Here is a 24,337-nt window from a genome sequence, read left to right as displayed (position 1 = left end):
CGAGGCGCCGGGCCGCCGAGGCCGGCACGTGGCGCACCGGCAGGCCCCATCGGCGGACGAGCCGCGAAGGCCGGAGGACCCCCGGCTGCCAGCGGAGGCGGCCCGCCGGCCGCAATCGGCGGAGGCCCGGCCATAGGGGGCGGCGGGGGGAATTGCGCGGACGCGGCATTTGGCGCCAGCGTGATCGTTGCGATGGTCGCACTGACGGACAGTATCAGAACCATTTTACGAGGCATTGTGCTTTTCCTTTAGATCTGCGTTTCGAGAACCGGCACCGACTTGGGCGCGGACATCTGCTCCGGCGAAGTGTCGTACAGAGGCGCCGGGTGTTCGTGGGTCGGTGATTGGTCGCCTTGATCGGGATGAATGCGGAACCAGGCCACGTACAGCGCCGGCAGGAACAGCAGCGTCAGCAGCGTGCCGACGATGATGCCGCCCATCATCGCGTAGGCCATCGGCCCCCAGAAGATCTCGCGCGCGATCGGAATCAGCGCGAGGCTTGCCGCGGCCGCCGTCAACAGAATTGGCCGCATGCGATGCTCGGTCGCTTCCACCACCGCGTCCCAGGCCGGTCGTCCCTCCTTCCTGAGATCCTCGATCTGCACGATCAGGATCACCGAGTTTCGGACAAGGATGCCGATCAGGGCGAGCACGCCGAGGATGGCGACGAAGCCGAGCGGAGCACCGCTCGGCAGCAGCGCCATGACGACACCGATTACAGCCAGCGGCGCGACCGCGAACACCAGAAACAGGCGATGGAAGCTCTGCAACTGGATCATCAGCACCGTGGCCATGACGAAGAGCATGAGCGGAACGACGGCGACGATCGGCGCCTGGCTCTTGGCGCTCTCCTCGACGGACCCGCCGATCTTCACCGAATAGCCGGCCGGCAGCGCCTTGGTGAATTCCGCGACTTTCGGCGCGAGCTGGTCCACGATCGTCTTGGGCTGCACGTTACCGACGATGCCGGCCTTCAACGTGATGGTGGGGATTCGCGCGCGCCGCCAGATCGTCGGCTGCTCGAGCTCGTAACGCAGATTGGCCACGGCACCGAGCGGCACGGATTGGCCGCCGAGCCCGGTCAATTGCAGGTCGCGCAGGGTGTCTATGGAGGCACGTTCCGGCGCGGTCGCACGTCCCGTGACATTGACGAGATAGATGCTGTCGCGCACCTGGGTAATCGGCGTGCCCTCGAGCACGGAGTTCAAGGTGGTGGCAATGTCCTCCGAGGTGACGCCGAGCTGGCGCGCCTTGTCCTGGAGAACGTCCACCTTGACGACGCGGGCCGGCTCCATCCAGTCGAACACGACATTGCCGAGATCGGGGCTGCTCCGCACGATACCGGCAAGCTTCTGCGAGAGGTCTCGCACCTTCGCGATGTCGGGCCCGCTCAGGCGATACTGCACGGGGCGCCCCACCGGGGGACCGACCTCGAGCAGCTTGACGTAGGTGTCAGTTCCGGGGAACGTCTTCTTCAGGTAGTCCTCGAACTGCGCCTTGACCTGGTCGCGGGCCTTGATGCCGCCCCTGGTCACGACCACCATCTGGCCGAACCAGGTGTTGGCGGTTTGCACGTCGAAGGACAGGACGAAGCGCGGCGAGCCGGTGCCGACATAGGACGACCAGTGGTCGACCGAATTGTTGCCCTGGAGCTGTTCGCGCTCGAAGCGCGCCATCTGCGCGTTGGTATCGGCAATGGATGCGTTCTGCGGCAAATTCCAGTCGACCACGAGCTCGGCGCGATCCGAGGACGGGAAGAATTGCTGTTGCACGAAATTCATGCCGAACAGCGCCAGCAGAAAGGCTGCAACCGTAACGCCAATCGTCGTCCAGCGGCGGTGCATGCAGAAGAGCAGGAGACGCGCGAACAACTGCGCCACGCGCCCCTTCTGCTCATGATGGCCCTTCATCCTGGCGGGCAGGATGGTGACGCCGAGCAACGGCGTGAACAGCACCGCCACGATCCACGAGACGATCAGCGAGACGGCGATGACCACGAACAGCGTGAAGGTGAACTCGCCCGCATTGCTGCTATTGAGCCCAATCGGAATGAAGCCGGCCACGGTCACCAGCGTTCCGGTCAGCATGGGAAAGGCGGTCGAGGTGTAGACGTGCGTTGCCGCCTTTTCCAGGGGATCGCCGACCTCGAGCCGCGCGACCATCATCTCGACGGCAATCATAGCATCATCGACCAGCAGGCCGAGCGCGATGATCAGGGCGCCAAGCGAGATTCGCTGCAGCGAAATGCCGGCATAGGCCATCACGACGAAGGTGATGGCGAGAACCAGCGGAATCGCGATCGCCACGACGAGGCCGGCGCGCATGCCCAGGCTGAGAAAGCTGATGCCGAGAACGATGATCACGGCCTCGAACAGCGCCTCGGTGAAGCCGGACACGGCATGCTCGACAACGACGGGCTGATCGGCGACGAGGTGAACGCCGACGCCGACCGGCAAGTCGGCCGTAATTCTCGACATCTCCTCCTTCAGCGCCTCGCCGAAGTGCAGCAGATTCGCACCGGACTTCATGCCGATGGCAAGGGCGATCGCCGGCTCCCCGTTATACCTGAACAGGGTCTTGGCCGGATCGGCATAACCGCGCTTGACGGTTGCGACGTCGGTCAGGGGAAAGAAGCGATCGTTGATGCGCAGATTGACCGCCTTCAGACTTGCCTCTGACGTGAACTGGCCGTTCACGCGTACGCTGATCCGCTCAGGCCCCTCCTGGAATACGCCGGATGGGGCAACCGCATTCTGCCCCTGCAAGGAACTCATGATCGCGTGAACGTCGAGGCCAAGGGCTGCGATCTTGCGGGTGGAGAATTCGAGATAGATCACCTCGTCCTGCGCGCCCAGGATGTCCACCTTGCCGACATCGGGCACGGTCAGGACCTTGGCACGGATGTCCTCCACATGATCGCGCAGCTGACGTTGGCTCAGGCCGTCGCTGGTGAAGGCATAGATGTTGCCGAACACGTCGCCGAAGCGATCGTTGAAGCCGGGCCCGATCACCCCTTGCGGGAAGTCGCCCTTGATATCAGCGATCATGTTGCGAACGCGAATCCAGGTCGGCTTCACGTCGGCGGCCTTGGTGCTGTCGCGCAGATAGACGAAGACGGTGGTCTGGCCCGCAACCGTCACGCTCTTGGTGTAATCGAGCGATTCCAGCTCCTCGAGCTTCTTCTCGATCCGGTCGGTGATCTGGCGCGTCATCTCCTCGGGTGACGCACCCGGCCACTGCGCCTGGACGACCATGGTCTTGATGGTGAAGTCGGGGTCTTCCTGCCGTCCCAGCTGGAGATAGGCAAAAAGACCCGCCGCCATGAAGGCGATCATGAAATACCAGACGAGCGAGCGATGACCGAGCGCCCAGTCGGAGAGATTGAACGACTTCATGGCTGCTGATCCTGTTCGATACGGACTTGCTGTCCTTGCTTGAGACTGTGGACCCCGGCGGTGACGACGCGCGCGCCAGGAGCAAGTCCGCCGGTGACGCGCGCTCCCGTTTGGCCAGCCACCACATCGATTCTTTGCAGCGACACCGTGTTGGCGGGCTGATTGACGATCCAGACGAAATTGGCGCCATCCTTCGTGAGCAGCGCCGACGCAGGCAGACGCAGAGCCGGGGCTTGCTGCCTGCCGAGCTTTGCCGTGACGGTCGCGCCGAGCCGGAAGCTGTCAGGCGGATTGCTGAGTGCAATGCGGACCCGCCGCAGGCGCGTTACCGGATCGGCTTGCGGCGCAATCTCGCGAACGCTGCCTTCCACTTGAACCGCCGGCAGGAGCTGCAGGCTGACCGTGAACGCCAGACCGACCTCCAGCGGCAACGGAAAGTCCGGTCCGATATCGACGACCGCTTCGCGGATATCGGGCCTTGCGATCGTCACTACGCTTTGGCCGGGGGACACCACCTGGCCGACGTCCGCACCGACTGCGGTGACCACACCGGCGAAGTCGGCCTTGATCTGCGAATAGCCGAGCTGCTCGATCGCCTTGGTCAGATTTGCCTGTTCGCGCGCAACCGTCGCTTCCGCGCCGGCGCGCGCCTGCTCGGCGTTATCCAGCGTCTGCTTTGTGGTTGCATCGGTGGCAATGAGCGTTCGCTGCCGTTCCTCGGTCGCTCGCGCGGTCGCGAACTGCGCCTCGGCCTTGGCAAGCTGGCCTTTGGCCGCACGAACGGCGAGCTCGAGGGCGGTCGAATCAATTGTGCCGACCGCCTGTCCTTCATTCACGAGATCACCGACGTAGACGGGACGCGTGATCAGACGTCCCAGCACGCGGAAGCCGAGATTGGTTTTGTAGCGCGGCTCGATAACGCCCACCGCAACGGCATCGTCGCCGTGGTCCGCTGCGAGAAGCAGCGACTGGACGGGCCGCACGGCCTCGGGCGCCTTCGTCTCCTGCTGGCATCCGGCAAGCGCGAGCGCGCATGCAAGCGGCCCCGCCACGATCATTGCGCGACCCGTCACGAGGGTTCTCCTTCATACGTCACGAGTTGGCCCACGCTCAAAAGCTTGCCGCCATCGACGACGACGCGCTCGCCCGGATCCAGACCTGCCTTGATCAATACTTCCCCGGCCTCGTAGCCACCGACTGTCACCGGCTTCAGCGAGGCGGTCCGCGTCACCGGATCGACGGTCCAGACCGCAGGGCTGGTGCCCACCGCCATCAATGCACGCCAGGGCAATGCGATCTGCCGCTCGGCCGTCACTCTCACGGTCCCCGCGACGGCGCTTCCAAGCGTCATTGCGGCAGGCGGGTCCTTGATCGCCACCTTGACCCGAATGGTCGAGCTCCTGGCGTCGACGGCCGGCGAAACCTCCCGAACCTCGCCGCTTGCGGTCACGGTCGCATCGGAGACCAGCGTCAACGAAACGCTGCTTCGGTCGGCAGTTCCGAGGAAAATGGACTCGTAGACGTCAAAGACGACGTCCCGCTCCCCGTCCTGCGCCAGCGAAAATACCGGTTGGGCAGCCTGTACGACCTGACCCGATTCCAGACTGCGTGCGGTGACGACACCGTCGGCTTCGGCTCGCAGCGCGGTATAGCCGAGAACGTCCTTCGCAGTTCCGAGCTGCGCTCTTGCCGCTTCAAGCACACCTTCCGCGGTTCGCAACCCTTCCTGCGCCTGGTCGTAGGCCGTGCGCGTGGTGAAGCCGCTTGCGATCAGCGCCGTCTGCCGATCGAAAGTCGCCCTTGCCACGCGCAGCTGGGATTCTGCGGCGAGAACGGCGGCGGTGGCGGCGTCGACGTCGGCCTCCTGCTCGGCCGGGTCGAGAATGGCCAGCACTTCGCCGGCCTTCACGTGAGTCCCGACATCGACATAGCGCGCGAGGACGCGCCCGCTGACGCGGAACGAGAGATCCGCCCGAAAGCGGGCCTGCACCTCACCGGTCAGGGTGATGGAAGCTTGCCGGTCCTTCGGCTGGACGACCTCCGTGCGCACGAACGCGGCGCGCGTGGGAGGAATGGTGGCGTGATCGTCGCAGCCGCCGAGCGCGGCAGCAATAAGCGCGAGGGCCAGGCCGCCCAGAGGCTTCAGCGCGCGCCTGGTTTCGGCGGGGTTCAGACGAAGCAATTTCATAGCGCGACCATGCGGTGAGAGGGTGTCAACAGTTGACCTAAGGCATCCGACGGTCTGCACGGCGAGACCAGTTCGTCCCCGTGCATATGCGACGGTTGCGGATCCGGCTGTGCTGCAACGGGATGACGCACTTCGCATGAGGGCCCGACCGATACGCGAAGAGGCGCGAGGTCGGCTGCCTTGACCTTCAGTGGCCGCATCCGCCTCATGCGGCGCGTCGCTATCCCCCAATTCGCCTGCCGCTCACGCTCCGTGAGTGGAAAGGACAGGACAACGGACGTGAACTCGCTGCCGAAGCCCTGCTCGACCCGGCCACCCAGGCTCCTGGCAACATCATTATCGGCCCGAAGTCTCCGCGCCGAATCCGACCGCGCGGAGCGCGAGCCGTTGTCCAGCACGACGCAATTCACCAGCCCGCCCCTCCGGGTCAACCTGACCTCGATCTCACCGGTGCGCGCATCGAAACAGGCATGTTTGGCCGCAGTTGCGATCAGGTCATGGACGATCAGACCAAGCCGCCAGCACCGCTGCGACTGAAGGGGCAGACATTCAGAGGCGAATGTCAGTTGGATATCCATTCCGTCAAGCTGGGACTGGCGCATGGCGCAGCCTAGTTTTTCGATGTAAGCTGCAGCGTCGATGAGGGCCTCACCTTGGGGCATGGCGAGCATCCGATGCACCTCGGCATGTCCGTGCAGCAAACCGATCACATTGCTTAAGGCGGCCTTTGCTTCAGCGCCCTCGGCCCGAATGATTGCGGCTGAGACCAGGTCGATCACTGAGTCTACGCCGCTGGCGACTCTGTGATGCAATTCCCGCAACAAGGAGTCATCTTGCGGAAGCTGCGGGTCTGGGCTCAACACACTCACTGCGTTCTCCTGAGATGGATTGGACGATGGGGCGCGCTCTCTCTTGCGCATCCCGACCTTCGGGACGGCCGCCACAGCCCCGCGCATTAAAGATACTATACCGTATATTTTGTTTTCTTGCCTTTTGCAAGTGGACGTGTCAAGTCGATCTGCGCGCGCACAGTGCCGTGATTGGGAGATCGACGGATGACCAAGAAGAGCACCCCGAAACGGGGCAGACCACCCAAAGACCTTGCCGGTGACGTCCAGGCCAGGATCCTCGATGCCGCCCAGCAGCTTTTTCTCGAGAAGGGCTATCGTAGTGCCAGCATTGACGACATCTCCGAGCTGGCGCCGGCGAGCAAGCCGACCATCTACGCGCACTTCCCCGGCAAGGAGGCACTGTTCGCGGCGGTGGTGGCCCGCACCATCAGCGGGCTGACCGATTTCGAAGGCTTCGAGCCCGAGGGCCGCAGCCTTCAGGACAAGCTCTCGAGTCTGGGAACCACCGTGGTGGAGAAGGTCATCGAAGAATCGTTGGGCATGGTCCGCGCCACGATTGCCGAAGCGCAACGCTTCCCCGAGTTGAGCCGCAACGTCCACGATGCCGCGCGCGGTCGCTCCGTCAACGCCGTTTCCCAGCTCTTGAATGAAACGACGCAGAAGCTCGCGCGCTCGCCAAAAGGCCCTTTCAGCGGCAAGCGAAGCCTTGCCACCGCTCAGATCTTCCTGGATCTGATCCTGCTGCCGATGCTGTTTCGTTCCTTGGTGGGGGAAACTCCGAAGGAGCTGAGACGGGAGCTGCCGTCCTTCATGCGCGAACGTGTCGGCTTTTTCCTTGCGGCCTGCGAGGCGGACTGGACGCCGTGAGCCGGCAATCGCCGCGCTTTAGGTTCGACAGACGGACTTGTAACGCAAATCGGCCCCGATGCTGGTCACTTGAAACGACGTCGCCTTAACAGACGCTGCATTGCTGAGCGCTCCGGCGCAAAAACTCATCATCTCGTTGAAGGCCGGCCGAACAGCGGTCGCCTTGATACGGGACGGATTGAGGTATGCGTCCATCGCATCGAGCAGGCAGCAAGCCAGCGCCATCGGGCTTCCTGCTCGAAACTCGCCACTGGCCTGTCCGTCCGCGATGGCGGAGCGCACGACACCGCGAAGGCGATCCGCATGGGACAGGCTGGCCGGCCAGTTTGCTTGTCCTGCGGCGACCACCAGTTCGTGCAATCGGACATCGTTTGTCAGCCGGTGTTCATGCATCCGGGAGATCGCACCAAATGCTGCATTCAGGCGCTCCAGGCTCGAGCGGCCGCTTCGCGCTGCACTTGCGGCCGCCGCCGACACCTCCTCAAGCAGCTCCGTCACGACGGCCTCCTCGAGCGCTCGGCGGGAGGGATAGAACCGGTAGAGATTTGCGGGGGACATTGCTGCGCCGCGAGCGACGTCGGCAACCGTGGTCTTTCGGTACCCGATCTCCCGGTACAAGCGGATTGCAGCCTGCACAATCCGTTCACGCGTGCACGACAATCCAGCCTGGCGGGTCGTCTGCGCCTTCAGCATGCTCGGCCTCAGCGCAACGGAATCGCGTGCATTTCACGCCGACAGGCCTCGCCGAATTCACGCAGCGGATCCATCTCCTCCAGGAAGCCCGGCAGGTCGACGAACGACGTGTTCGGCGCAAGGTAGGTTTCGATGATCAGTCGGCCTGCCCGCTCCGCGGCGTGGACCACCTCATCATCGGACAGAATCCGCATGCGCCCGATAAGCGCATACAAATTCACCAACGCCGGGATCTCGGATTTGTCGCTGGTGAGCGCGTCCGCATAAAGCCGGGACGCCTCCTCAATGAAGCTTCGATACAGCTTTTCACGCTTCGACGTCGCGTGCGCGTGATGGCGCTCGCGGAGTCTGCGGCGCCGTGTCACCCATCCCGTTACGATCGTGGAAATCGCTCCGAACGCCGAGCCCCCGAACGCAGCGAAAGCAGGAACATAGATCGTGTTCATACGATCATTCCTCATCTTTTGCGCCACGATACCGGCGCGACCCTATGGTGCTGACCGAAGCAGGGGCGGCCGCGTGTTCGAAGACGGCTCTGCAAGCATCGCTCAAGCCGGACCTATTTTGCCTAAGACAGGCCTCCACCTTCGTGGCGTCTGGGATGTAGCTGGCGCACAGACGAAACGCGTCAGAAATGCACGCCGCTCTCTGCTCAGCTGTGCCGCGGTCCTCCTGCGCGAACGCAGCGGCGCCCAACGCAGCGAACACCAGCACTGCGAGCACCAACCGGTTCTTGAACATATCGGATTCTTTCTCAAGTTGAGCCATCTGCTTTCCGAGCGGGGATCATGGCCTCACTCTGAAGTCCCCGCCGTCCGACCGATGCGAATACGGGCTTGTGAGTCTCTGCTCTTGACACATCCCCCGATCCGCGCTGTATACGAACTATACGGTATAGTTTATTTCGGAGGTCAAAGATGTCAAGCCTGTTGTTAGCGCTCGCGCGGGAAAATCCCTGGCCCGGGATTGCGGTTGCGTCGCTCAACCTGATCGTGGCCGTGTCACTCGTGGGCGTGAGTCTGCTGCTGGGTCTCACCATTTCGGTGCTCGCCTGGGTGCATGCACTCGCCGAGCGCGAGCCCGCACTGGTGCGGCATGCGGCCAACCGACGGGGTCTCGCATGACCTCGGACCTGCTGCTTGCCCGCGATTGCATCATCTGCGGGGTCACGGTGTGGCTCGCGCCGGTCGAATGCATGTTCGACATGATCGAATCCGAACTCATCCGCAGAGGCGTCGCGCTTGAAGGGGCCACGCGCCCTGCCCTGCCAGCCGCCTGAGTGGACTTCCGACATGCTCAACTTCATCGAAGTGTTCGATGTCATGCAGGTGGAGCCGACCACCGGCGCTTCAGTGTGGACCGGACTCACGGGCACGCGGACGGCCCTCAAGCGCGACGGGCATCTGATCGACCCGAAGGCGATGGCCTATTGCCCGGCCGACTGGATCGACGAGCGCGGCTATCTCGATGCCGAACGCGCGCGCCAGCATCCCCGCCCCTGGGGTATCTGAGCATGAGACGGACTCGTCCGATGACCAAGAGCCAAGTGCCATGAGCAGGAAGTCTGTGCTGTCGAGACACGCGAGCAGCATTGTCGAATCCGAGCTTCCCCTGCGAGCCTATTTTCTGTCGGTCGGGGGCGCGTTGCTCTTGCTGCTCCTGGCAGCCGATTGGGTACTGCCCGCACCGTTGCCGAGCCGATTGGACTCGCATTCTACGCTGCCACAGATCAGGATCCACTCGGAGCTGAAAGGACCTGAAGCGGTTGTCATCGACACAGGCGGGTTCGGACTCCCCCCGATCCTCGCTGAGCACGATACCACCGAGCACGATGTCGTCGACGCTCCATCGCAACAGCCTCAAACTGAAGTCGTCGACGCCGCCGTCGGTCTCAGCGACAGTAGGCGGGCGCCGACTGATCTGCGCATTCGCGGAAGCCTGGCGCAGTTGCAGCCCGCCGTTCACGATCAGGCAAGGCGAGCCAGCAGGCCACACGAGATCACCGCCCGACCGCGCAAGCTCGCTCAAGCGCGGTCTGCAAAGCGGCGGCGATCTGCTCAACATCCGGGCTTCGAGATCAGCTTCGGCAGCTGCGCTTCGTTGAAGCGTGAGCGCGGTTCTTGCCGGTACGCCTTGATGCCCGACTAACCCATCAATCATGTTTTCGAATGAACACCACAGGATGAACCGATGCCGAAGAAGCAGCTGTTTGCACTCATCGTTTGTTCCGCCGCACTCGCTGTCACGGGAGCGATGGCCGGCGTCGGACAGGCCTCTGCCGATGCTGAACAGCAAAATACGACCGCGCAGAGCAATGTCGACGACGCAGCGATGCGCCGCGTGCTCGAACAATTCCGCGCCACACGGGTACCACTCGATCAGGCCATGATGATTGCGGAGCGCCTGCATGACGGCTCAAAGACTGCGGACATCAGCTTCGAGATATCGGGCCCGGCGGTCTATCGCGTACGCACGGTCAGGAATGAGCGGGTCTTCGAGAATGTCATCGATGCGAACACCGGAAGATTGTCGCAAGCGGAAGTTACGTCATCCCTCAAGGAGCTCGATCGAGAAGATCTCGCCAACATCATCGCCCTGAAGTGGATCAAGCAGGAGTTGTCGGATGCGGTGCGGGTCGCGGAAAAGGCCGCGGCCGGAAACGCGCTAGCCGGTGGGCTGATGAAGCAGGACGGAAAACTCAACTTCGTGGTCGTCGTCGCCACCGGCGACAGCTTGAAGGAAGTGATGCTCGAGCCGCCCAAGGTCGGACGACAGGGGGCGACTCAGCACTAACCGACAACGCAATTGATCCGCCAGCCGGTGCACGATCTTGTGAGTTGCTTGATCCGACATTTGGGCGCAACTAACTAAACTATACGGTATAGTTCCTTTAATAGAGAGACACGATGCGCGCCTGCCGGAACGCGGTCCAGCGATTCAAATTCAGACCAATGCGGCAGATCGCGTGCTTCAACTTGGTCCTGGTCCTGGGGCTCGCCTGCGCAAGCCTGATCCCAGGTACGACCCGAGGCCGCGCCCTACCCGCCAATCCCGTTCATCACGCGCGGGGCGGCGAATCTGCTTGTCCCTCGATCAGTCCACACCCTGCACATAGCGCTGGCGTCCCGCCCGCCAGGACTAACGGCAAACACCCACGGGACTTGGTATCCCGGGCAGCAGCGCCTCGCGGAAGGCCATTCGATGAACTGGAGCTGTAATCCAGCGCGTCACCTCAACGACCTTTTGTCGTCCCTCGCACAACGTCAATCGTCTCACATTCGAAAGCAAGCCAAGCCATGAACTTCCAGCCCCGAGCCCACCTGCCGACCACCCAAAGGCGGCTGCCATTCGACTGCATTGCCCTGCTGCTGCAGGGCGGCGGCGCTCTGGGGGCCTATCAGGCGGGTGTCTATGAGGCGCTCGCCGAAGCCGGCATCCATCCTGATTGGGTTGCCGGCATTTCGATCGGCGCAATCAACGCCGCGATCATTGCGGGCAACCCGCCGGAGTCCCGTGTTGACCGGCTTCGTGATTTCTGGACGCAAGTGACCTCCACTGCACCCTGGGATTGGTCTGGAAATCCACTTCTCGGTAGGCGCAACGACAATGCGCGCAACGTCCTCAACCAGTTGAGCGCCGGCTTTGCCGCGGCATGCGGCGCAAACGGATTTTTCTCGGCGCGCCCCCTCATGCCCTGGTTACATTCCGGTGGAACGACCGAGGCGACCAGCTTTCTACGACACCAGTGCGTTGAAGAGCACGCTCGAGCGCCTGGTCGACTTCGATCGCCTGAACGCGGGAATGACGCGCTTCAGTGCAGGTGCGGTCAACGTAAGAACGGGCAATTTCGTCTATTTCGACAACAGCACCCATACGATTCTGCCGGAGCACATCATGGCGAGCGGCGCGCTGCCGCCGGGCTTTCCCGCGGTGGAGATTGAGGGCGAGCACTACTGGGACGGCGGCCTGGTGTCCAATACGCCGCTGCAATGGGTGATCGACTGGAGTGCGCCGCAGGACATGCTGGCGTTTCAGGTCGACCTCTGGAGCGCGAAGGGCCAGCTTCCGAGCAATCTGCCCGAGGTCGTCACGCGTCAAAAGGAAATACAATATTCGAGCCGCACGCGCGCAAGCACCGACCAATTCAAGCGCGTGCAGCGCCTCCGCCGCGCGCTCACCGCCCTGTTGGGCCGGCTTCCGGAAGATCTACAGGAACATGAGGACGTGAAGCTCCTCAGCACCGCTGTCTCTCACAACGTCTACAACATCGTCCACCTGATCTATCGCGCACGCAATCACGAAGGACACTCCAAGGACTACGAGTTCTCCCGGCTTTCGATGCAGGATCACTGGCGCGCCGGTTACCACGATGCGCTCCGCACGCTGCGACATCCCGAGGTGCTCACGCGCCCCGCCAGCGCGGACGGCGTCTTCACATTCGACCTCGAGAACGATGGTCGCGAATAGGTCCGGCCGTCATCGGCTGCAGGGAGAACCAAATGCGTGAGAGTGAAGTACGAAAGCGGGCCTTTGCAATGCCGCTGACCAGTCCGGCCTATCCGCCAGGACCGTATCGGTTTGTGGACCGCGAATATTTGATCATCACCTATCGCACAGATCCGGCAAAGCTGCGCGCCGTGGTGCCCGAACCGCTGGAGCTCGATGCACACGAAGCGCTTGTCAAATACGAATTCATCCGCATGCCGGATTCGAATGGCTTTGGCGACTACACCGAAAGCGGCCAGGTCATTCCTGTCTCCTTCCGTGGGCGGAGAGGCGGCTACAACCATTGCATGTTCCTCAACGACGAAGGGCCGATTGCAGGCGGACGCGAGCTCTGGGGTTTTCCGAAAAAGCTGGCCCAGCCGACATTGCGAACCGAGATCGACACGCTGATCGGAACGCTGGACTACGGTCCCTTGCGGGTTGCGACGGGAACGATGGGCTACAAGCACCGCGAAGCCGATCTTGACCAGGTCAAGGCAGCGCTCAGCGAGCCGAACTTCCTGCTCAAGATCATCCCGCATGTCGACGGCAGCCCGCGCATCTGCGAGCTCGTCGAATACCACCTCGAGCAGATTGCGCTGAAGGGCGCCTGGACCGGGCCCGCGGCTCTCTCCCTGACGCCGCACGCCTTGGCGCCGGTGGCCGATCTCCCCGTCCTGGAGATCGTCTCGGCGATTCACATCCGTGCAGATCTCACGCTCGGCTTGGGCAGAGTGGCCCATGACTATCTGCAAGGACCAAGCCGACCTGCGTTCCGCGCCTCGGAACGAAGTCTGGTCACCTGACCGCAGTTCACGCAACCGAGCCCCCCTGAGCTTCAACCCAACATACAGAACAAGCGATTGAGATGAGTATTCTGAAAGATAAAACGGCGGTCGTGACCGGCTCGACCAGCGGCATCGGCCTTGCTTGCGCGCGCGCTTTTGCAGGCGCCGGTGCCAACATCGTGCTCAATGGCATGGGGGCTCCGGCCGATGTCGAGAAGGAGCGCTCCGCAATCGAGGACGAGTTCGCGGTCAAGGCGATCTATTCGCCCGCGGACATGGCGAGGCCGAACGAAATAGTCGACCTGATCGCGCTCGGAGAAAAAGCCTTCGGCAGCGTGGACATCCTCGTCAACAACGCCGGCATCCAGCACGTCTCTCCCGTCGAGGAATTTCCGCCCGAGAAGTGGGACGCGATCCTGGCGATCAACCTGTCTGCCGCATTCCATGCCATCCGTGCGGCGGTGCCCGGCATGAAGAAGCGCGGCTGGGGCCGCATCATCACCACGGCCTCGGCCCATTCACTGGTCGCCTCGCCCTTCAAATCGGCCTATGTCGCCGCCAAGCACGGCATCGCCGGCCTCACCAAGACTGTGGCGCTCGAACTCGCGCGGTCGAAGATCACCTGCAACTGCATCAGTCCCGGCTACGTCTGGACGCCGCTGGTCGAGAAGCAAATCCCGAACACGATGGAGGCACGCAAGCTGAGGCGAGATCAGGTCATCAGTGACGTCCTGCTTGCGGCACAGCCAACGAAGGAGTTCGTCACGGCCGAGCAGGTCGCCTCGCTCGCGTTGTTCCTGTGCAGCGACGATGCCGCGCAGATCACCGGTGCAAATCTTGCGATCGATGGCGGCTGGACGGCAGCATAGGACCCGCCGCCCGTCGAGCATCGGAGCCCGCCAAACGCCGGCGCGCCCGCAACACGGAGTGCACGACATGTCTTCTGACAGGATTGACGGTCACCTCGAGGAATCCAGCAACCTGCCGGTCGTCCGCTTCGGCGAGCGCGGTAGCGCTTCGCTCGAAGGTTCGAGAAATGGCACGCCGCTTGATCTTGCCGGAGATGAGGCTCTGGCGGACGCCCTGCGCCGGTGCGAGCATGCGTTCAACGAGGACGTGTTACCGCCCCGTTCGAGGTTGGGGGAGCCGCGCGAATTCTACGCTGCGGCCAACATGAGCGGTCTTCTGATCCGCCTAGATCAAGTCGATCTGCCCGCGAGTACTGAGCGGCAGAGAACGTGACGAGACACGACGACCGGAGCGAACGCTCAATAGTTGCCATGCTCTGATATGTCTTCGACGCACAAAGGCCGTCTCCAACTCGGGAGCTACCTATGAAAGTGAAGCTCTGCGCCCAGTGCCCCTATTCGCCGCGAGACTTGACTTATTACTACGACGCGAACTCCAGCCATCATTTGTGCTTCCGGTGCGACAGCAAAACAGCGCCAACGGAACTCGCCACTCTCGCGCCAGCGAATGGAGCGTTAAAATGTTCAAGAGCCGAGGACATCTTGATCGGTTCAACGCAGCAAAAGTCCGCGGCTTCTGTGGCGGTGCGCTGATGTGGCGGCCATTCTCGGAGCTCATGACGGTACCGACGTCAAAGAGCGTTGCCGCATCTCAACCGCCGGCGATCGAGGCGATCGCCACGTCGGGCGCCATAGCCTACTGGACCTGCACCACACACACGTGGGCGTTGTTGCGATCACTGACCCTGGCGTTTCTGTCGGCCCACGAGTTGATAACCTTGGAAGGAGGTGACCGCTAGTCAGCCGACCGAAACCGTGTGGCGGCCGCGCTCACGCGGCCTGGAAGCGCCGAACCGGCCCCTGAGCGCTCCCGGGATGCGAGTGCCGCGGCCGCCACACCGGCCCCCGCCGCACGTTCTGCACCACCATGCGCTCGTCCGAGTCTGCCGCGACTTAGCGATAGCGCGGCTGATTCCAGCGATGGCCGATCAGGGCGAGAATGATGATGACGCCGTCGAAGAACTGGACGTAGAAGCCGGAGAGCCCGGCGCCGACCACGCCGGTTTGGATGAAGGACACGATCAGGGCGCCGATCGCGCCGCCGACAACTGTGCCCACTCCGCCCCAGGTGGGCGTGCCGCCAACAAATACCGAGGCGAGCACAGGCAAAAAATAGCCCTCTCCGGCGGTCGGCCACCAGGTGAAATTTATCAGGGTCGAGAAAATTCCCGCAAACGCTGCCCCTATTCCGACGAAGACGAACGTCTTGATCCTGACCCAATCGACGTCGATCCCCATTTGACGCGCGCTGTCCGGATTGTCGCCGACGATCTTCACGTGGACGCCGAAACGATGCCGGTTAAAGAGCAGCGCGGCAAAGATGACAAAGGCGAGCCCCCAGAGTGCCTGCGTCGGCACGCCAAGGACGTTACTGGAGAAGATCCTCTTGAGCGAGCTCTCGCTGAGCGACGTCAGCGCGATCGGCATGCCCTCGTTCGCAATCTGGATCACGCCTCGCAGCACAAAATTCATGCCGAGCGTAGCGACAAGCGAGGACAGGTTGAAATACACAACGATCGACCCGACGATGAGCCCAAGTATCATGCCAGTCGCGGTTCCGGCCACGACACCGAGATAGGGCGTAAAGCCTGCGTGCACGACGAGCGCGAAGATCCAGGCGGAAAAGCCCATCGTCGCGGGAAAGGAGAGGTCGATTTCTCCCGCCGTAACGACGAACACGAGTGGCACGACCAGGAAGAGCGCGACGGGAAGTGTCGTCAGCACCGAGCGATAGATGTTCCACTGCGAGAAGACCTGCGGGTTCGCAGCGATGAAAACGGCCATCATCACAACGAAGACAGCAAATGTTCCGAGTGGCGCGCGGTTGGCGTCGATGAAGCGCCGTATTGGATGGTTGATGATGGGGATGTCCCCGCTCGCCTCTCCTTTTTCGGTTTCGATAAGCTCGTTCACTGACTCCTCCCCGCGCCGGCGAGAGCGGGAGCCAATGTGGCAGCCCGCCGAACGACGTCCTCCATGAAGGCGATGAGCGCCTCGGCTGAGGACAACTCAGCGCGGTTTGCCTCAAGCATGAGCCTGCCGCGGTCGAGAACAATGAAGCGGTCGGCAATATCGTAGACATGGTGGACGTTGTGTCCGATGAACAGGACCGAGCGGCCGCTTGCCTTGAGTTGACGCACGAAGCGAAATACCTTGGCTGTCTCGACCAGCGAGAGCGCTGCCGTCGGCTCGTCGAGTATAATCAACTCCGCTTCGTTGTAGATCGCGCGAGCAATGGCAACGCCCTGTCGCTCTCCGCCGGAAAGCTGTCCAACCACCGAATGCGGTGAGAGGAGCCTCGAGGTGAACCCGATCTCCCGCATCAGCCGCTCGGCCTCACGTATCTCTTTGCCGAGTTTTAGCCAGCCGAAACGACCGGCAAGTTCGCGCCCCATGAAGATGTTGCGTACGACGGATTGCTGCACAGCCAGCGCGCGATCCTGGAAGACGGTCTCAATACCGGCTTCACGCGATCGTGCCGAGTTCCACCCGGTCATCGATTGCCCACGAACCAGGATATCACCAGAGGTCGGCTGCACGACGCCAGCGAGAATCTTGACCAAAGTCGACTTCCCTGCGCCATTGTCGCCCACGAGGCCGACGACCTCGCCGCTCCCGAGGCTGACATTCACGGCCCGGAGCGCGCAGATGCTTCCGAAAGATTTGCTGATATTGCGAAGCTCGACAAGCCGTTCCGCCATGGCATTCTCCGGGACAGGTATCCGCCCCGCCCGATCGAGCGGGGGGCTCGCATCCTCTATCGCAAACCTTCGGTGGCGAGCTTGGCAATCTCCCTATAGTTATCGGGAGTTACGAAACCGGCGCCGGTATCCACGCTGATCGGCGTGAAACGATAGACGATTTGCTGGCAAAGCCCCAGGATGGGTAGGTAGCCCTGCATGAAAGGCTGTTGATCGGCGGCCAGTTGCACCCAGCCGCCCTTGAAGCCCTCCACCACCTGCGGGCTTGTATCGACACCGAAATTGAACACCTCGCCCGGCTTCCTGCCAGCGGCCTGCATGAAGACGGGCACGTTGCCGAGCATTTGGCCGCCACCATAGCCGATTGCCTTCACCTCGGGGTACTTGGCAAGTGCAGCGGCTATCACCGGCAGAGCGAGATTCGGATCGGCGGCCCACCCCGCCTGGGAGTTGATCTTGATGACCTTCACGCCTGCCTCTTCCATCGCAGCAACGGTGCCGCGCTCGCGCGCGCCGCGATTCTCGTTTTCGAAGGGACCTTGCATGAAGGCGACGTCGCCGGGCTTCAGACCGGCGCGCTTGACTACTTCGACCCCGAGCGCACGGCCAAGCTGTGCGACCTGGGCACCGACATAGCCGCCGCCGAACTTCGCGACGACCCCAGGCACGGGCACGTTCTGATACATCATCTTGATTCCTGCGCTCGCGGCCTCCTCCGCGAGCGGCATGATGGCGGAGTCTCCGGGATGCCCCATCATGGCGATGCCGTCGGGCTTGACCGCGATCGCCTCGCGGAGCTGCTGAATCATCTTCTCGACATCCCAGCCCGAGAAAATGTAGTCGACCGACGGCCCGAAGTCCCGTTCGGCCTGTTTGGCGCCGTTGTACACGATGGTCGCGAATGAATCGCCTTCTGCGCCACCAACGAAGAAACGGAGATGCACGCCCCTGCACCATTTGTCGCGCACCTCGGCGCGCGCCGGAGTCGCCGGCCCGACCAGCGCGAGCATGTTTGTCGCAGCGATCAGCAGGGCGGCGAATACACTGGCAGATCGACGATTCTGTCCACTGTTCATCCCGTTCATGTAACTCTCCCACTCACTTTGTAGACGCGGGTTCTTATGCTCCTGACTTCAGTCGAGCGTAGCTGGTTTGGGCACGCAACCTCCTTCGGTGGAAGCCAGCGTCTCGAGGTATGTTGAGCTGGAAACGTCTGAGCTTTCATCGACTGCCGGAAGCGCGAACCGAAATACGGCGCCCCGGGGTTGGTCAGCGTCTGTCCATAAACGACCGCCATGGGCGTCGATGATGGATCGGCAGATTGACAGCCCCATCCCGATCCCGCTGGTCTTTGTCGTGTAGAAGGGTTCGAAAATCCGGTTGCGATGTTCGGGTTCAATTCCAGGTCCCGAGTCGCGCACGGCGACGAGGATTCCCTCCGCCTGCCGTTCGATGCTGATCGATAGCTCTCTCGTTCCCTCACCCACCGAACTCATTGCCTCCACCGCGTTCAGGATCAGGTTCAGCATCACCTGCTGCAGTTGAACACGATCGCCACGAACGCAAGCCCTATGCTCCATATGTCGCGTGCGGACCGAGACTCTGTTCCTGTCCAACGCGGCTCGCACCATTACGATCACCTCGTCAATTGCCTCGTCGAGGTCTACAATCTCGTTTTGCGGAGGCGCTTTCTTGATGTGATCACGAATGCGGCCGACGATGTCCCTGGCTCGGTCGGCATCCCTGACAACACAGCCGAGCACTTCCTTGACTTCGCCGAGGTTTGGCCGGCTCATTTCCAACAGGCGCATGCCTGAACGCGCGTTATTGCGCACAGTGGCGATTGGATGAAGAATTTCGTGAGCCAGCGAGGCGGTCAACTCTCCCATAATGCCCAGACGATTCATATGCGCGAGATCTGCCTCCAGCTGGCGTAGTTGTTCGGCTTGCGCTTGCGCACGTCTGCGTTCGGTCACATCGACGTGCGTACTGACTATCTCGTCGACATTCCCTTGCGGCGAGAGCAAAGGGTGGAAGGTCGCTTCGATGTATTTGACCGCCCCATCGTCACAGAAGATTCTAAACTCGACTGAATGCTCTCCACTTTCATGCAGAGCCCTCTGGTTTTCTTCCCACACTCTGTCCCGATCGTCTGGATGGATACGTTGCCAAATCCTGTCCGCATCGGGCAGACCTTGCAGCGGGTCAAAATCCCAAATTCGGTAGCATTCGTCCGACCAGTAAAGATTTCCCTCGGCGTTATAGACCGCGGTGCCGGTATGGCTCAGCCTTTGCGCTTCGGCCAGATAGGCTTCACTACGTAACAGCGCCTCTTCCGCCCGCTTGCGCTCGGTGATATCGCGCGCCAAGCTCAAATAACGGCGTCCGCCTTGCTCAAATTGGCCGCCGCGAATCTCGACAGGAAAGGAGGTGCCGTCCTTGCGCCTATGACGAGTCTCGAAGGTAACCGTTTCCCCACCGAGCATGCGCTCTCTCAGGCGAGCGATCGACGCCTCGTCGAGATCGACGTCGAAATCGCTGGGATGCTTCCCGATCAGTTCTTCCCGACTGTACCCCAGACTCTCGCAGGCCTGGCGATTCACGTCGAGAATGGCAGCATGGTCGTCGAAGAGAAAGAAGGCGTCAGCCGCATAGTCCGCGAAAGTACGGAAGCGCTCCTCGCTCGCGCGGAGCTCATCCTCGGCCCGCTTGCGCGCGGTAATATCGCGGTCCAGGGAAACGGCCAGCAGTTGTCCCTCGTGCCAGAGGGGACGGATGCGGACCTCAACGGGAAACACCGTTCCATCCTTTCGGCGATGACGACCGTCGTACGTTACGGTTTTCCCGTCTCGGAGACGCTCGCGAATGCGTTGCAGAAGCGCCGGAGTCAGATCCGGCCCGTAGTCGAACGCGGTCATCCCGATAAGTTCGTCGCGGCGATAGCCAAGGTTCTCGCACGCCTGCCGATTCACATCGAGAACGGTCGCGTGCTCGTCATAGAGAAAGAACGCGTCGGATGCGTGGTCCACCAAGCTGCGGAAGCGCATCTCGCTCGCGCGCAGCTCATGTTCCGCATGCCTCAGCTCTGTGATGTCTTGCATGACGCCAAACTGGCGCCGTGGCCGCCCCGAGTCGTCCCAGGCCACCTCTCCCTGGCTACGCACCACTCGCCCCGCGCCGTCAGGACGCACCAACCTGTATTCCACGTCATAGCGCGGACCGCCCGGCACCAACGCAGCGGCGGCGGCTTCGGCAACTCTCGCCCGATCGTCCGGATGAATTAGTTCCAGCCATTGCCCCTGCCAGTCCGCCAAGTCGACCGGCCGCACGCCGAAAATCCGGGAGGCCTCGTCCGATAGAGACACGCGATTGGTGGCGAAGTCTCGCTGCCACCATCCAAAACGCGCGATCCGCTCCGCCTTAACCCACATGGCTTGATACTCGCGAAGCTCGTTCGCCGCCCGCTTAAGCTTGGTAATGAGCGCCGTTACGACCAGCGAAGTCGTTAGAAACGCCGCGATCCTCTCGATATCGTCCGCAAGATCAATGCGGAACTCGAACAATGGCGGCGCGAAGAAGTAGTTCAAGCAGGCCGCGGCGACGATCGATAGAACGATTGAGGCGCTGAAGCTGCCTAGCAACGAGACCAGCGAGACGACAATCACATAAGCAAAGCCCGTCCTCGCAACCCCAAGGCCAAGCCGAAAACAGACAAGGGTGATCAACGCCAGGCCAGCTATGCCCAAAAGCAACTGGGCGACCGCCTGCAATCGGCGCCTCTGGCCTGGCGTTGTCTGGAGCAATTTCGGGACGACGCTCACGGTGGCTCCCTCTCGGACGACGCCTTGAACGACCGTAGTCTGTTGTCTCCGCAAGCCCGTGAATGACGAGCATCTTGGACGTCGCCTGCAGTCGGCCCTTCAGTCCAGGAGGCCGCGTGAAAACGACTCATGGGTTTTCCAGGCCGGACGGCAGAGTGAACTGAAATATCGCACCTCGAGGCCGATTGACCTCCGCCCACAAACGGCCCCCATGGGCCACGATAATGGATTGGCAGATCGCCAACCCCATTCCCATTCCGCTGGGCTTTGTGGTGTGGAATGGCTTGAAAACCAGGTCGAGATGTTCCGGATCGATTCCTGGTCCGGAATCGCGCACTGCGACCAGGATGCCGTTGGTCTCGCTCGGCGCGGTGCTAATCAATAGCTCGCGCGGCCCCTCCTCAACCGAGCTCATTGCCTCCACGGCATTCAGGATCAAATTCAGCACGACCTGCTGCAATTGAACCCGATCGCCTCGAACCGAAAGCAGGCCGTCCTCCAGTTTGGTGTGGACCGCCACCCTGTGTCGATCGATCGCATGTCGGACCATGACGATCACCTCATCAATGGCCTCATTGAGGTCAAAGAGTTCATTTCTCGGAGGCGATTTCTTGACGTGATCTCGAATGCGGCCAACGATCTCCTTGGCTCGATCGGCATCCCTTACAACACAGGCAAGCGCCTCCATTGTCTCGCCCAGGTTTGGAGGCTTCAATTCCAGGAAGCGCATGCCAGCACGGGCGTTATTGCGTGCTGTGGCGATCGGATGAAGAATCTCGTGAGCCAGCGAGGCGGTCAACTCTCCCATCACGCCCAGCCGGTTGAGGTGCGCGAGATCTGCTTCCAGCTGCCGCAGCTGCTCCCGCTCGACTTCCGCCCGTTTGCGCTCCGTCACGTCGATTGTGGTCCCAACGACCTCGATAAATTCTCCCGCTGCGGAGTATGACGGGTGACCAATCGATCGGAGATGCTTAATAGCTCCTTCGGGGAGAACGATTCTGTACTCGATCGCATAGTCCCGTTTTCGACGTAACGCTTCCTGTAGTTCCTCGGAGACTCTGTTGCGATCGTCTGGATGGACCCGTCGCTCCCAAACTTCGCGCCGTGGAATGCCCTCCAGCGGATCAAATCCCCAGATCTGGTAGAGTCCTTCCGACCAATACAGCGATCCGTCGGCATCAAAGGCAAACGCCCCGCTATCGCTCAGCCTCTGCGCTTCCGCGAGATAGGCTTCGCTGCGTCGCAGCGCCTCTTCCGCTCTCTTGCGCTCCGTGATGTGCCGCCCTACCCCGCGGTATCCTGCAAAGCGTCCAGCTTCATCAAATATCGGCAGCCCGGAGACCGAGACATAGCGTTTGCCGCCCTCGGGCGTGGGGCGCGCGAGTTCGAAATCGCGGAACGGCAAGTGGGCGTCAAGCATCTCGCGGTGCTTGCGCCACGCCTCCGCGTCCGGCTCGAGATAAGGCACCTCCCAGCGCGTCTTGCCGATCTCGGAGCCGGGAGCCGGCGCGTCGGCCAACGCCTCATCAAATTCCTGGCGGACAAAGCGATGCTGCGCGTCGGATTCCCAGTATACGTCGAAGGAGAATTGAACGAGCGTACGAAAACGCTCCTCGCTTGCTCGCAACTCCTGCTCCTTCCGCTTGCGTTCGGTCAAATCGAGGACGAAAGCGACACCCTCGGTTCTTGTTTCGTCGAAACATGCGCCGCCTATCAAGACGGGCACGCGGCTCCCGTCCTTACGCAAGTACTCTTTCTCGAACGGTTGGGAGACGCCGAACTCGCGCAATTCGGCGACGGTCTGCATATCTCTCTCCCGCCATTCAGGCGGTGTCAGCTCGGATCGCGGCATTCGACCAGAAACGAAATCGTCCCGGTGATAGCCGAGCATCTGGAGAAATGCATCATTGACCTCGAGAAGACGGCTCCGGTCGTCATCCGAAGCGTCTCGCGGAATTTGCCATGTAAAGATGCCGATGATGTTTGCGTCGACGAGGCGCCTGATCTTCGCCTCGCGTTGCTCGAGATCGCGATACAGAAGGGCATTTTCCAGGGTGATCGCAGCTTGCGACGCCAGCAGCTTTAGAACGGCGGTGTGCCTGGGCGAAAAGACCCGGGGGCTGAGATTATTCTCCAGATAGAGCACACCGGTGAAGTTGGTTCTGTTGAGCAAGGGCACGCACAAGATAGACCGTGCCTGACGCTCAATAATGTAGGGATCGGCAGAAAACGGCGGTTGGACCCCCGCGTCATCCAGAACAACGATGTCCGAAGTTCGCACCACGTGATTGAGGACGGATAGTGGCAGCATCGAAGCACTTACTGGCTCCTCGCTCCGTTCGACGACTATCGAATCGCCGATCGTCCTGGCCGATGCCTTGATCCGTGGTCCATCGCGTTGATTGAAAATGAGCAGGCCCCGCCCTGCGCCGGCTCGCTCGATAGCCGTTCGCAATAGCGTATCGACCAGCTTTTCCGGATTTATCTCGCCCAATACCGCCTGCGACACCTTCATTATGGTCGCGAGATCGAGCTGTTCGACACGTGTTCCGATCGTGCCTGTCGTCCCCGGCGCTCTCGCATCGTCGCTGAGCTGCGGGTGCTGGTCGTCGAGCTGTTGAACTTTGCCGTCGGCGCCCCAACGCAAGTAACACGAGCGGGCTTTGCGCAGATATAGGTGCGCGATGTCCTCAAAGCCCCGCGCTATGTAGAAGCGAGCGGCTAACTCGGTTGCGAGCGCTTCTTCCTGAAGGAGGCCGTTGGTACGAGCCGAACGTATGGCGCTTTCGAACAGACGTTCAGCATCAAGTTCGTGACGCTCCAGGCGTGCGATCTCTGCGCCGAGCAGTGCGGAGCGGCTTGCGAAATTCTCCGGGCAATGTTCGCACCACGCCCGGAGCTGACGCTCATGAACCTTCAACGCCTTTCGGTAGCGCCTGCGCTCCGCAGCAGAGGCAGTCCCGTACATCCTGATCAACGCGAGTGCGGCATAGAAGTGATAGTCGGCTCGCTCGAAGATGGCCGGCGTCAGCCACAGAAGGCGTTCTACTTTGTTGGCGGCGGCGATGGCGGCGTCATTGTCATCGGCGAGGAAGCGTGCCTGCAGTTTACGGATCCAGTACGTGCAGGCGACAATCCCATGACTCTGCGTGCTCCCCAGCTCCTGTTCGAACTTTCCCTCGTTGAAGCCGTCCTCGTCGAAGCACCCGAAAGCGGGTGTGAGGCCTCGAAGGGTTCGGACCAACCGGAGCTGTACGGTAACGAGGCTATCGACGAGAGCAAAACCACAGCGGCGCGCGAATTGGAGACCGGTCTCTGCCTCGCGCTGCACGTCAGCGAGAGGAGCCCCGCCGGCGAGAAGCTGCACCAGGAGGTTATTGCAACTAAAGGCCGCATAGGTGAGATCGCCGGCCTGCTGCGCGGCATCGAAAACATATCGCGCAATCGGGCCTCCGGCCGGAAAGTGACGTGTGGACGGTTTGGCGAGGTTGCTGAAGGCTAGGTAGACGCGGGCGCTCA

The 24,337-nt window shown here is 61.9% G+C and carries 22 protein-coding genes and 1 pseudogene; 11 read left to right on the top strand and 12 right to left on the bottom strand.

Translation table 11 applies throughout. The features are described from left to right. Window positions 1–248 precede the first annotated feature (248 nt). From XI09_RS03465 to XI09_RS03450, 4 genes are read right to left on the bottom strand one after another with little or no spacing between them, the layout of a single operon-like run. Window positions 249–3,395, bottom strand: coding sequence for an efflux RND transporter permease subunit (locus tag XI09_RS03465; RefSeq protein ID WP_271565671.1), 3,147 nt, complete (start codon window positions 3,393–3,395; stop codon window positions 249–251). Beyond that, entirely contained in the window at window positions 3,392–4,468 is a 1,077-nt protein-coding gene (locus XI09_RS03460; protein ID WP_271565670.1) for an efflux RND transporter periplasmic adaptor subunit, read from the bottom strand. The genes XI09_RS03465 and XI09_RS03460 overlap by 4 nt, the downstream gene beginning before the upstream one ends. Continuing rightward, window positions 4,465–5,583 carry an efflux RND transporter periplasmic adaptor subunit gene (locus XI09_RS03455; protein ID WP_271565669.1) on the bottom strand — a complete coding sequence of 373 codons (1,119 nt, stop codon included), beginning with the start codon at window positions 5,581–5,583 and terminating at the stop codon, window positions 4,465–4,467. The genes XI09_RS03460 and XI09_RS03455 overlap by 4 nt, the downstream gene beginning before the upstream one ends. After that, window positions 5,580–6,503 carry a sensor histidine kinase gene (locus XI09_RS03450; RefSeq protein ID WP_333939023.1) on the bottom strand — a complete coding sequence of 308 codons (924 nt, stop codon included), beginning with the start codon at window positions 6,501–6,503 and terminating at the stop codon, window positions 5,580–5,582. Before XI09_RS03450 ends, XI09_RS03455 begins: the two co-directional genes overlap by 4 nt. Before the next feature lie 135 nt (window positions 6,504–6,638). Between XI09_RS03450 and XI09_RS03445 the strand changes: the two genes are divergently transcribed. After that, complete coding sequence (locus XI09_RS03445) at window positions 6,639–7,301, top strand: TetR/AcrR family transcriptional regulator (RefSeq protein ID WP_271565667.1); 663 nt, start codon at window positions 6,639–6,641, stop codon at window positions 7,299–7,301. A gap of 18 nt (window positions 7,302–7,319) precedes the next feature. On the opposite strand, the gene XI09_RS03440 is transcribed toward XI09_RS03445, so the two are convergent. The 3 genes from XI09_RS03440 to XI09_RS03430 are packed head-to-tail and all read right to left on the bottom strand — an operon-like array spanning window position 7,320 to window position 8,762. Then, complete coding sequence (locus tag XI09_RS03440) at window positions 7,320–7,994, bottom strand: TetR/AcrR family transcriptional regulator (RefSeq protein WP_271565666.1); 675 nt, start codon at window positions 7,992–7,994, stop codon at window positions 7,320–7,322. Between the two features lie 8 nt (window positions 7,995–8,002). After that, window positions 8,003–8,440 (bottom strand): hypothetical protein, encoded by a 438-nt coding sequence (locus XI09_RS03435; protein ID WP_271565665.1) that lies wholly within the window; start codon window positions 8,438–8,440, stop codon window positions 8,003–8,005. Between the two features lie 4 nt (window positions 8,441–8,444). Continuing rightward, window positions 8,445–8,762, bottom strand: a complete 318-nt coding sequence (locus XI09_RS03430) for a hypothetical protein (RefSeq protein ID WP_271565664.1) — start codon at window positions 8,760–8,762, stop codon at window positions 8,445–8,447. A 149-nt stretch (window positions 8,763–8,911) separates the two neighbouring features. Here XI09_RS03430 and XI09_RS03425 point away from each other — a divergent pair, with 149 nt between their 5' ends. The 10 genes and pseudogenes from XI09_RS03425 to XI09_RS03380 all read left to right on the top strand — a co-directional run bounded on the left by XI09_RS03425 (window position 8,912) and on the right by XI09_RS03380 (window position 15,035). Beyond that, entirely contained in the window at window positions 8,912–9,118 is a 207-nt protein-coding gene (locus tag XI09_RS03425) for a hypothetical protein (RefSeq protein ID WP_271565663.1), read from the top strand. Continuing rightward, on the top strand, window positions 9,115–9,273 hold the full coding sequence (locus tag XI09_RS03420) for a hypothetical protein (RefSeq protein ID WP_271565662.1): 159 nt from the start codon (window positions 9,115–9,117) through the stop codon (window positions 9,271–9,273). Before XI09_RS03425 ends, XI09_RS03420 begins: the two co-directional genes overlap by 4 nt. A gap of 13 nt (window positions 9,274–9,286) precedes the next feature. Next, window positions 9,287–9,505 (top strand): hypothetical protein, encoded by a 219-nt coding sequence (locus tag XI09_RS03415; RefSeq protein ID WP_271565661.1) that lies wholly within the window; start codon window positions 9,287–9,289, stop codon window positions 9,503–9,505. A 40-nt stretch (window positions 9,506–9,545) separates the two neighbouring features. After that, window positions 9,546–10,142 carry a hypothetical protein gene (locus XI09_RS03410; protein WP_271565660.1) on the top strand — a complete coding sequence of 199 codons (597 nt, stop codon included), beginning with the start codon at window positions 9,546–9,548 and terminating at the stop codon, window positions 10,140–10,142. Between the two features lie 42 nt (window positions 10,143–10,184). Next, a complete protein-coding gene (locus tag XI09_RS03405; protein WP_271565659.1) occupies window positions 10,185–10,787 on the top strand; it encodes a PepSY domain-containing protein in 603 nt (200 codons plus the stop codon). A gap of 503 nt (window positions 10,788–11,290) precedes the next feature. Beyond that, window positions 11,291–12,461, top strand: a pseudogene (locus XI09_RS03400) (DUF3734 domain-containing protein). Between the two features lie 32 nt (window positions 12,462–12,493). Next, the gene (locus tag XI09_RS03395; protein ID WP_271565658.1) at window positions 12,494–13,285 is read left to right on the top strand and encodes an acetoacetate decarboxylase; all 792 of its coding nucleotides are present in this window, start codon (window positions 12,494–12,496) and stop codon (window positions 13,283–13,285) included. Window positions 13,286–13,347: 62 nt separating this feature from the next. Next, the gene (locus XI09_RS03390) at window positions 13,348–14,136 is read left to right on the top strand and encodes a 3-hydroxybutyrate dehydrogenase (protein WP_271565657.1); all 789 of its coding nucleotides are present in this window, start codon (window positions 13,348–13,350) and stop codon (window positions 14,134–14,136) included. A gap of 67 nt (window positions 14,137–14,203) precedes the next feature. Next, window positions 14,204–14,509 (top strand): hypothetical protein, encoded by a 306-nt coding sequence (locus XI09_RS03385; protein ID WP_271565656.1) that lies wholly within the window; start codon window positions 14,204–14,206, stop codon window positions 14,507–14,509. Window positions 14,510–14,756: 247 nt separating this feature from the next. Then, window positions 14,757–15,035: a hypothetical protein gene (locus XI09_RS03380; protein ID WP_271565655.1), complete on the top strand. Its 279-nt coding sequence runs from the start codon at window positions 14,757–14,759 to the stop codon at window positions 15,033–15,035. 154 nt (window positions 15,036–15,189) lie between these two features. On the opposite strand, the gene XI09_RS03375 is transcribed toward XI09_RS03380, so the two are convergent. The 5 genes from XI09_RS03375 to XI09_RS03355 form a co-directional block, all read right to left on the bottom strand. Beyond that, window positions 15,190–16,209 (bottom strand): ABC transporter permease, encoded by a 1,020-nt coding sequence (locus XI09_RS03375; RefSeq protein ID WP_271565654.1) that lies wholly within the window; start codon window positions 16,207–16,209, stop codon window positions 15,190–15,192. Beyond that, complete coding sequence (locus tag XI09_RS03370; protein ID WP_271565653.1) at window positions 16,206–16,997, bottom strand: ATP-binding cassette domain-containing protein; 792 nt, start codon at window positions 16,995–16,997, stop codon at window positions 16,206–16,208. Before XI09_RS03370 ends, XI09_RS03375 begins: the two co-directional genes overlap by 4 nt. Window positions 16,998–17,053: 56 nt before the next feature. Further along, window positions 17,054–18,007, bottom strand: coding sequence for a substrate-binding domain-containing protein (locus XI09_RS03365; protein WP_333939024.1), 954 nt, complete (start codon window positions 18,005–18,007; stop codon window positions 17,054–17,056). A gap of 123 nt (window positions 18,008–18,130) precedes the next feature. Further along, window positions 18,131–20,767, bottom strand: a complete 2,637-nt coding sequence (locus tag XI09_RS03360; RefSeq protein ID WP_271565651.1) for a PAS domain S-box protein — start codon at window positions 20,765–20,767, stop codon at window positions 18,131–18,133. A gap of 178 nt (window positions 20,768–20,945) precedes the next feature. Beyond that, a partial coding sequence (locus XI09_RS03355) for a PAS domain S-box protein (protein WP_271565650.1) occupies window positions 20,946–24,337 on the bottom strand: 3,392 nt, incomplete at its 5' end.

Origin of the sequence: Bradyrhizobium sp. CCBAU 11386 (genome assembly GCF_028128955.1) — a bacterium.
Taxonomy (GTDB): Bacteria; Pseudomonadota; Alphaproteobacteria; order Rhizobiales; family Xanthobacteraceae; genus Bradyrhizobium.
Note: the sequence above shows the minus strand (reverse complement) of the source record. Positions and strands in the feature narration are given on the sequence as shown.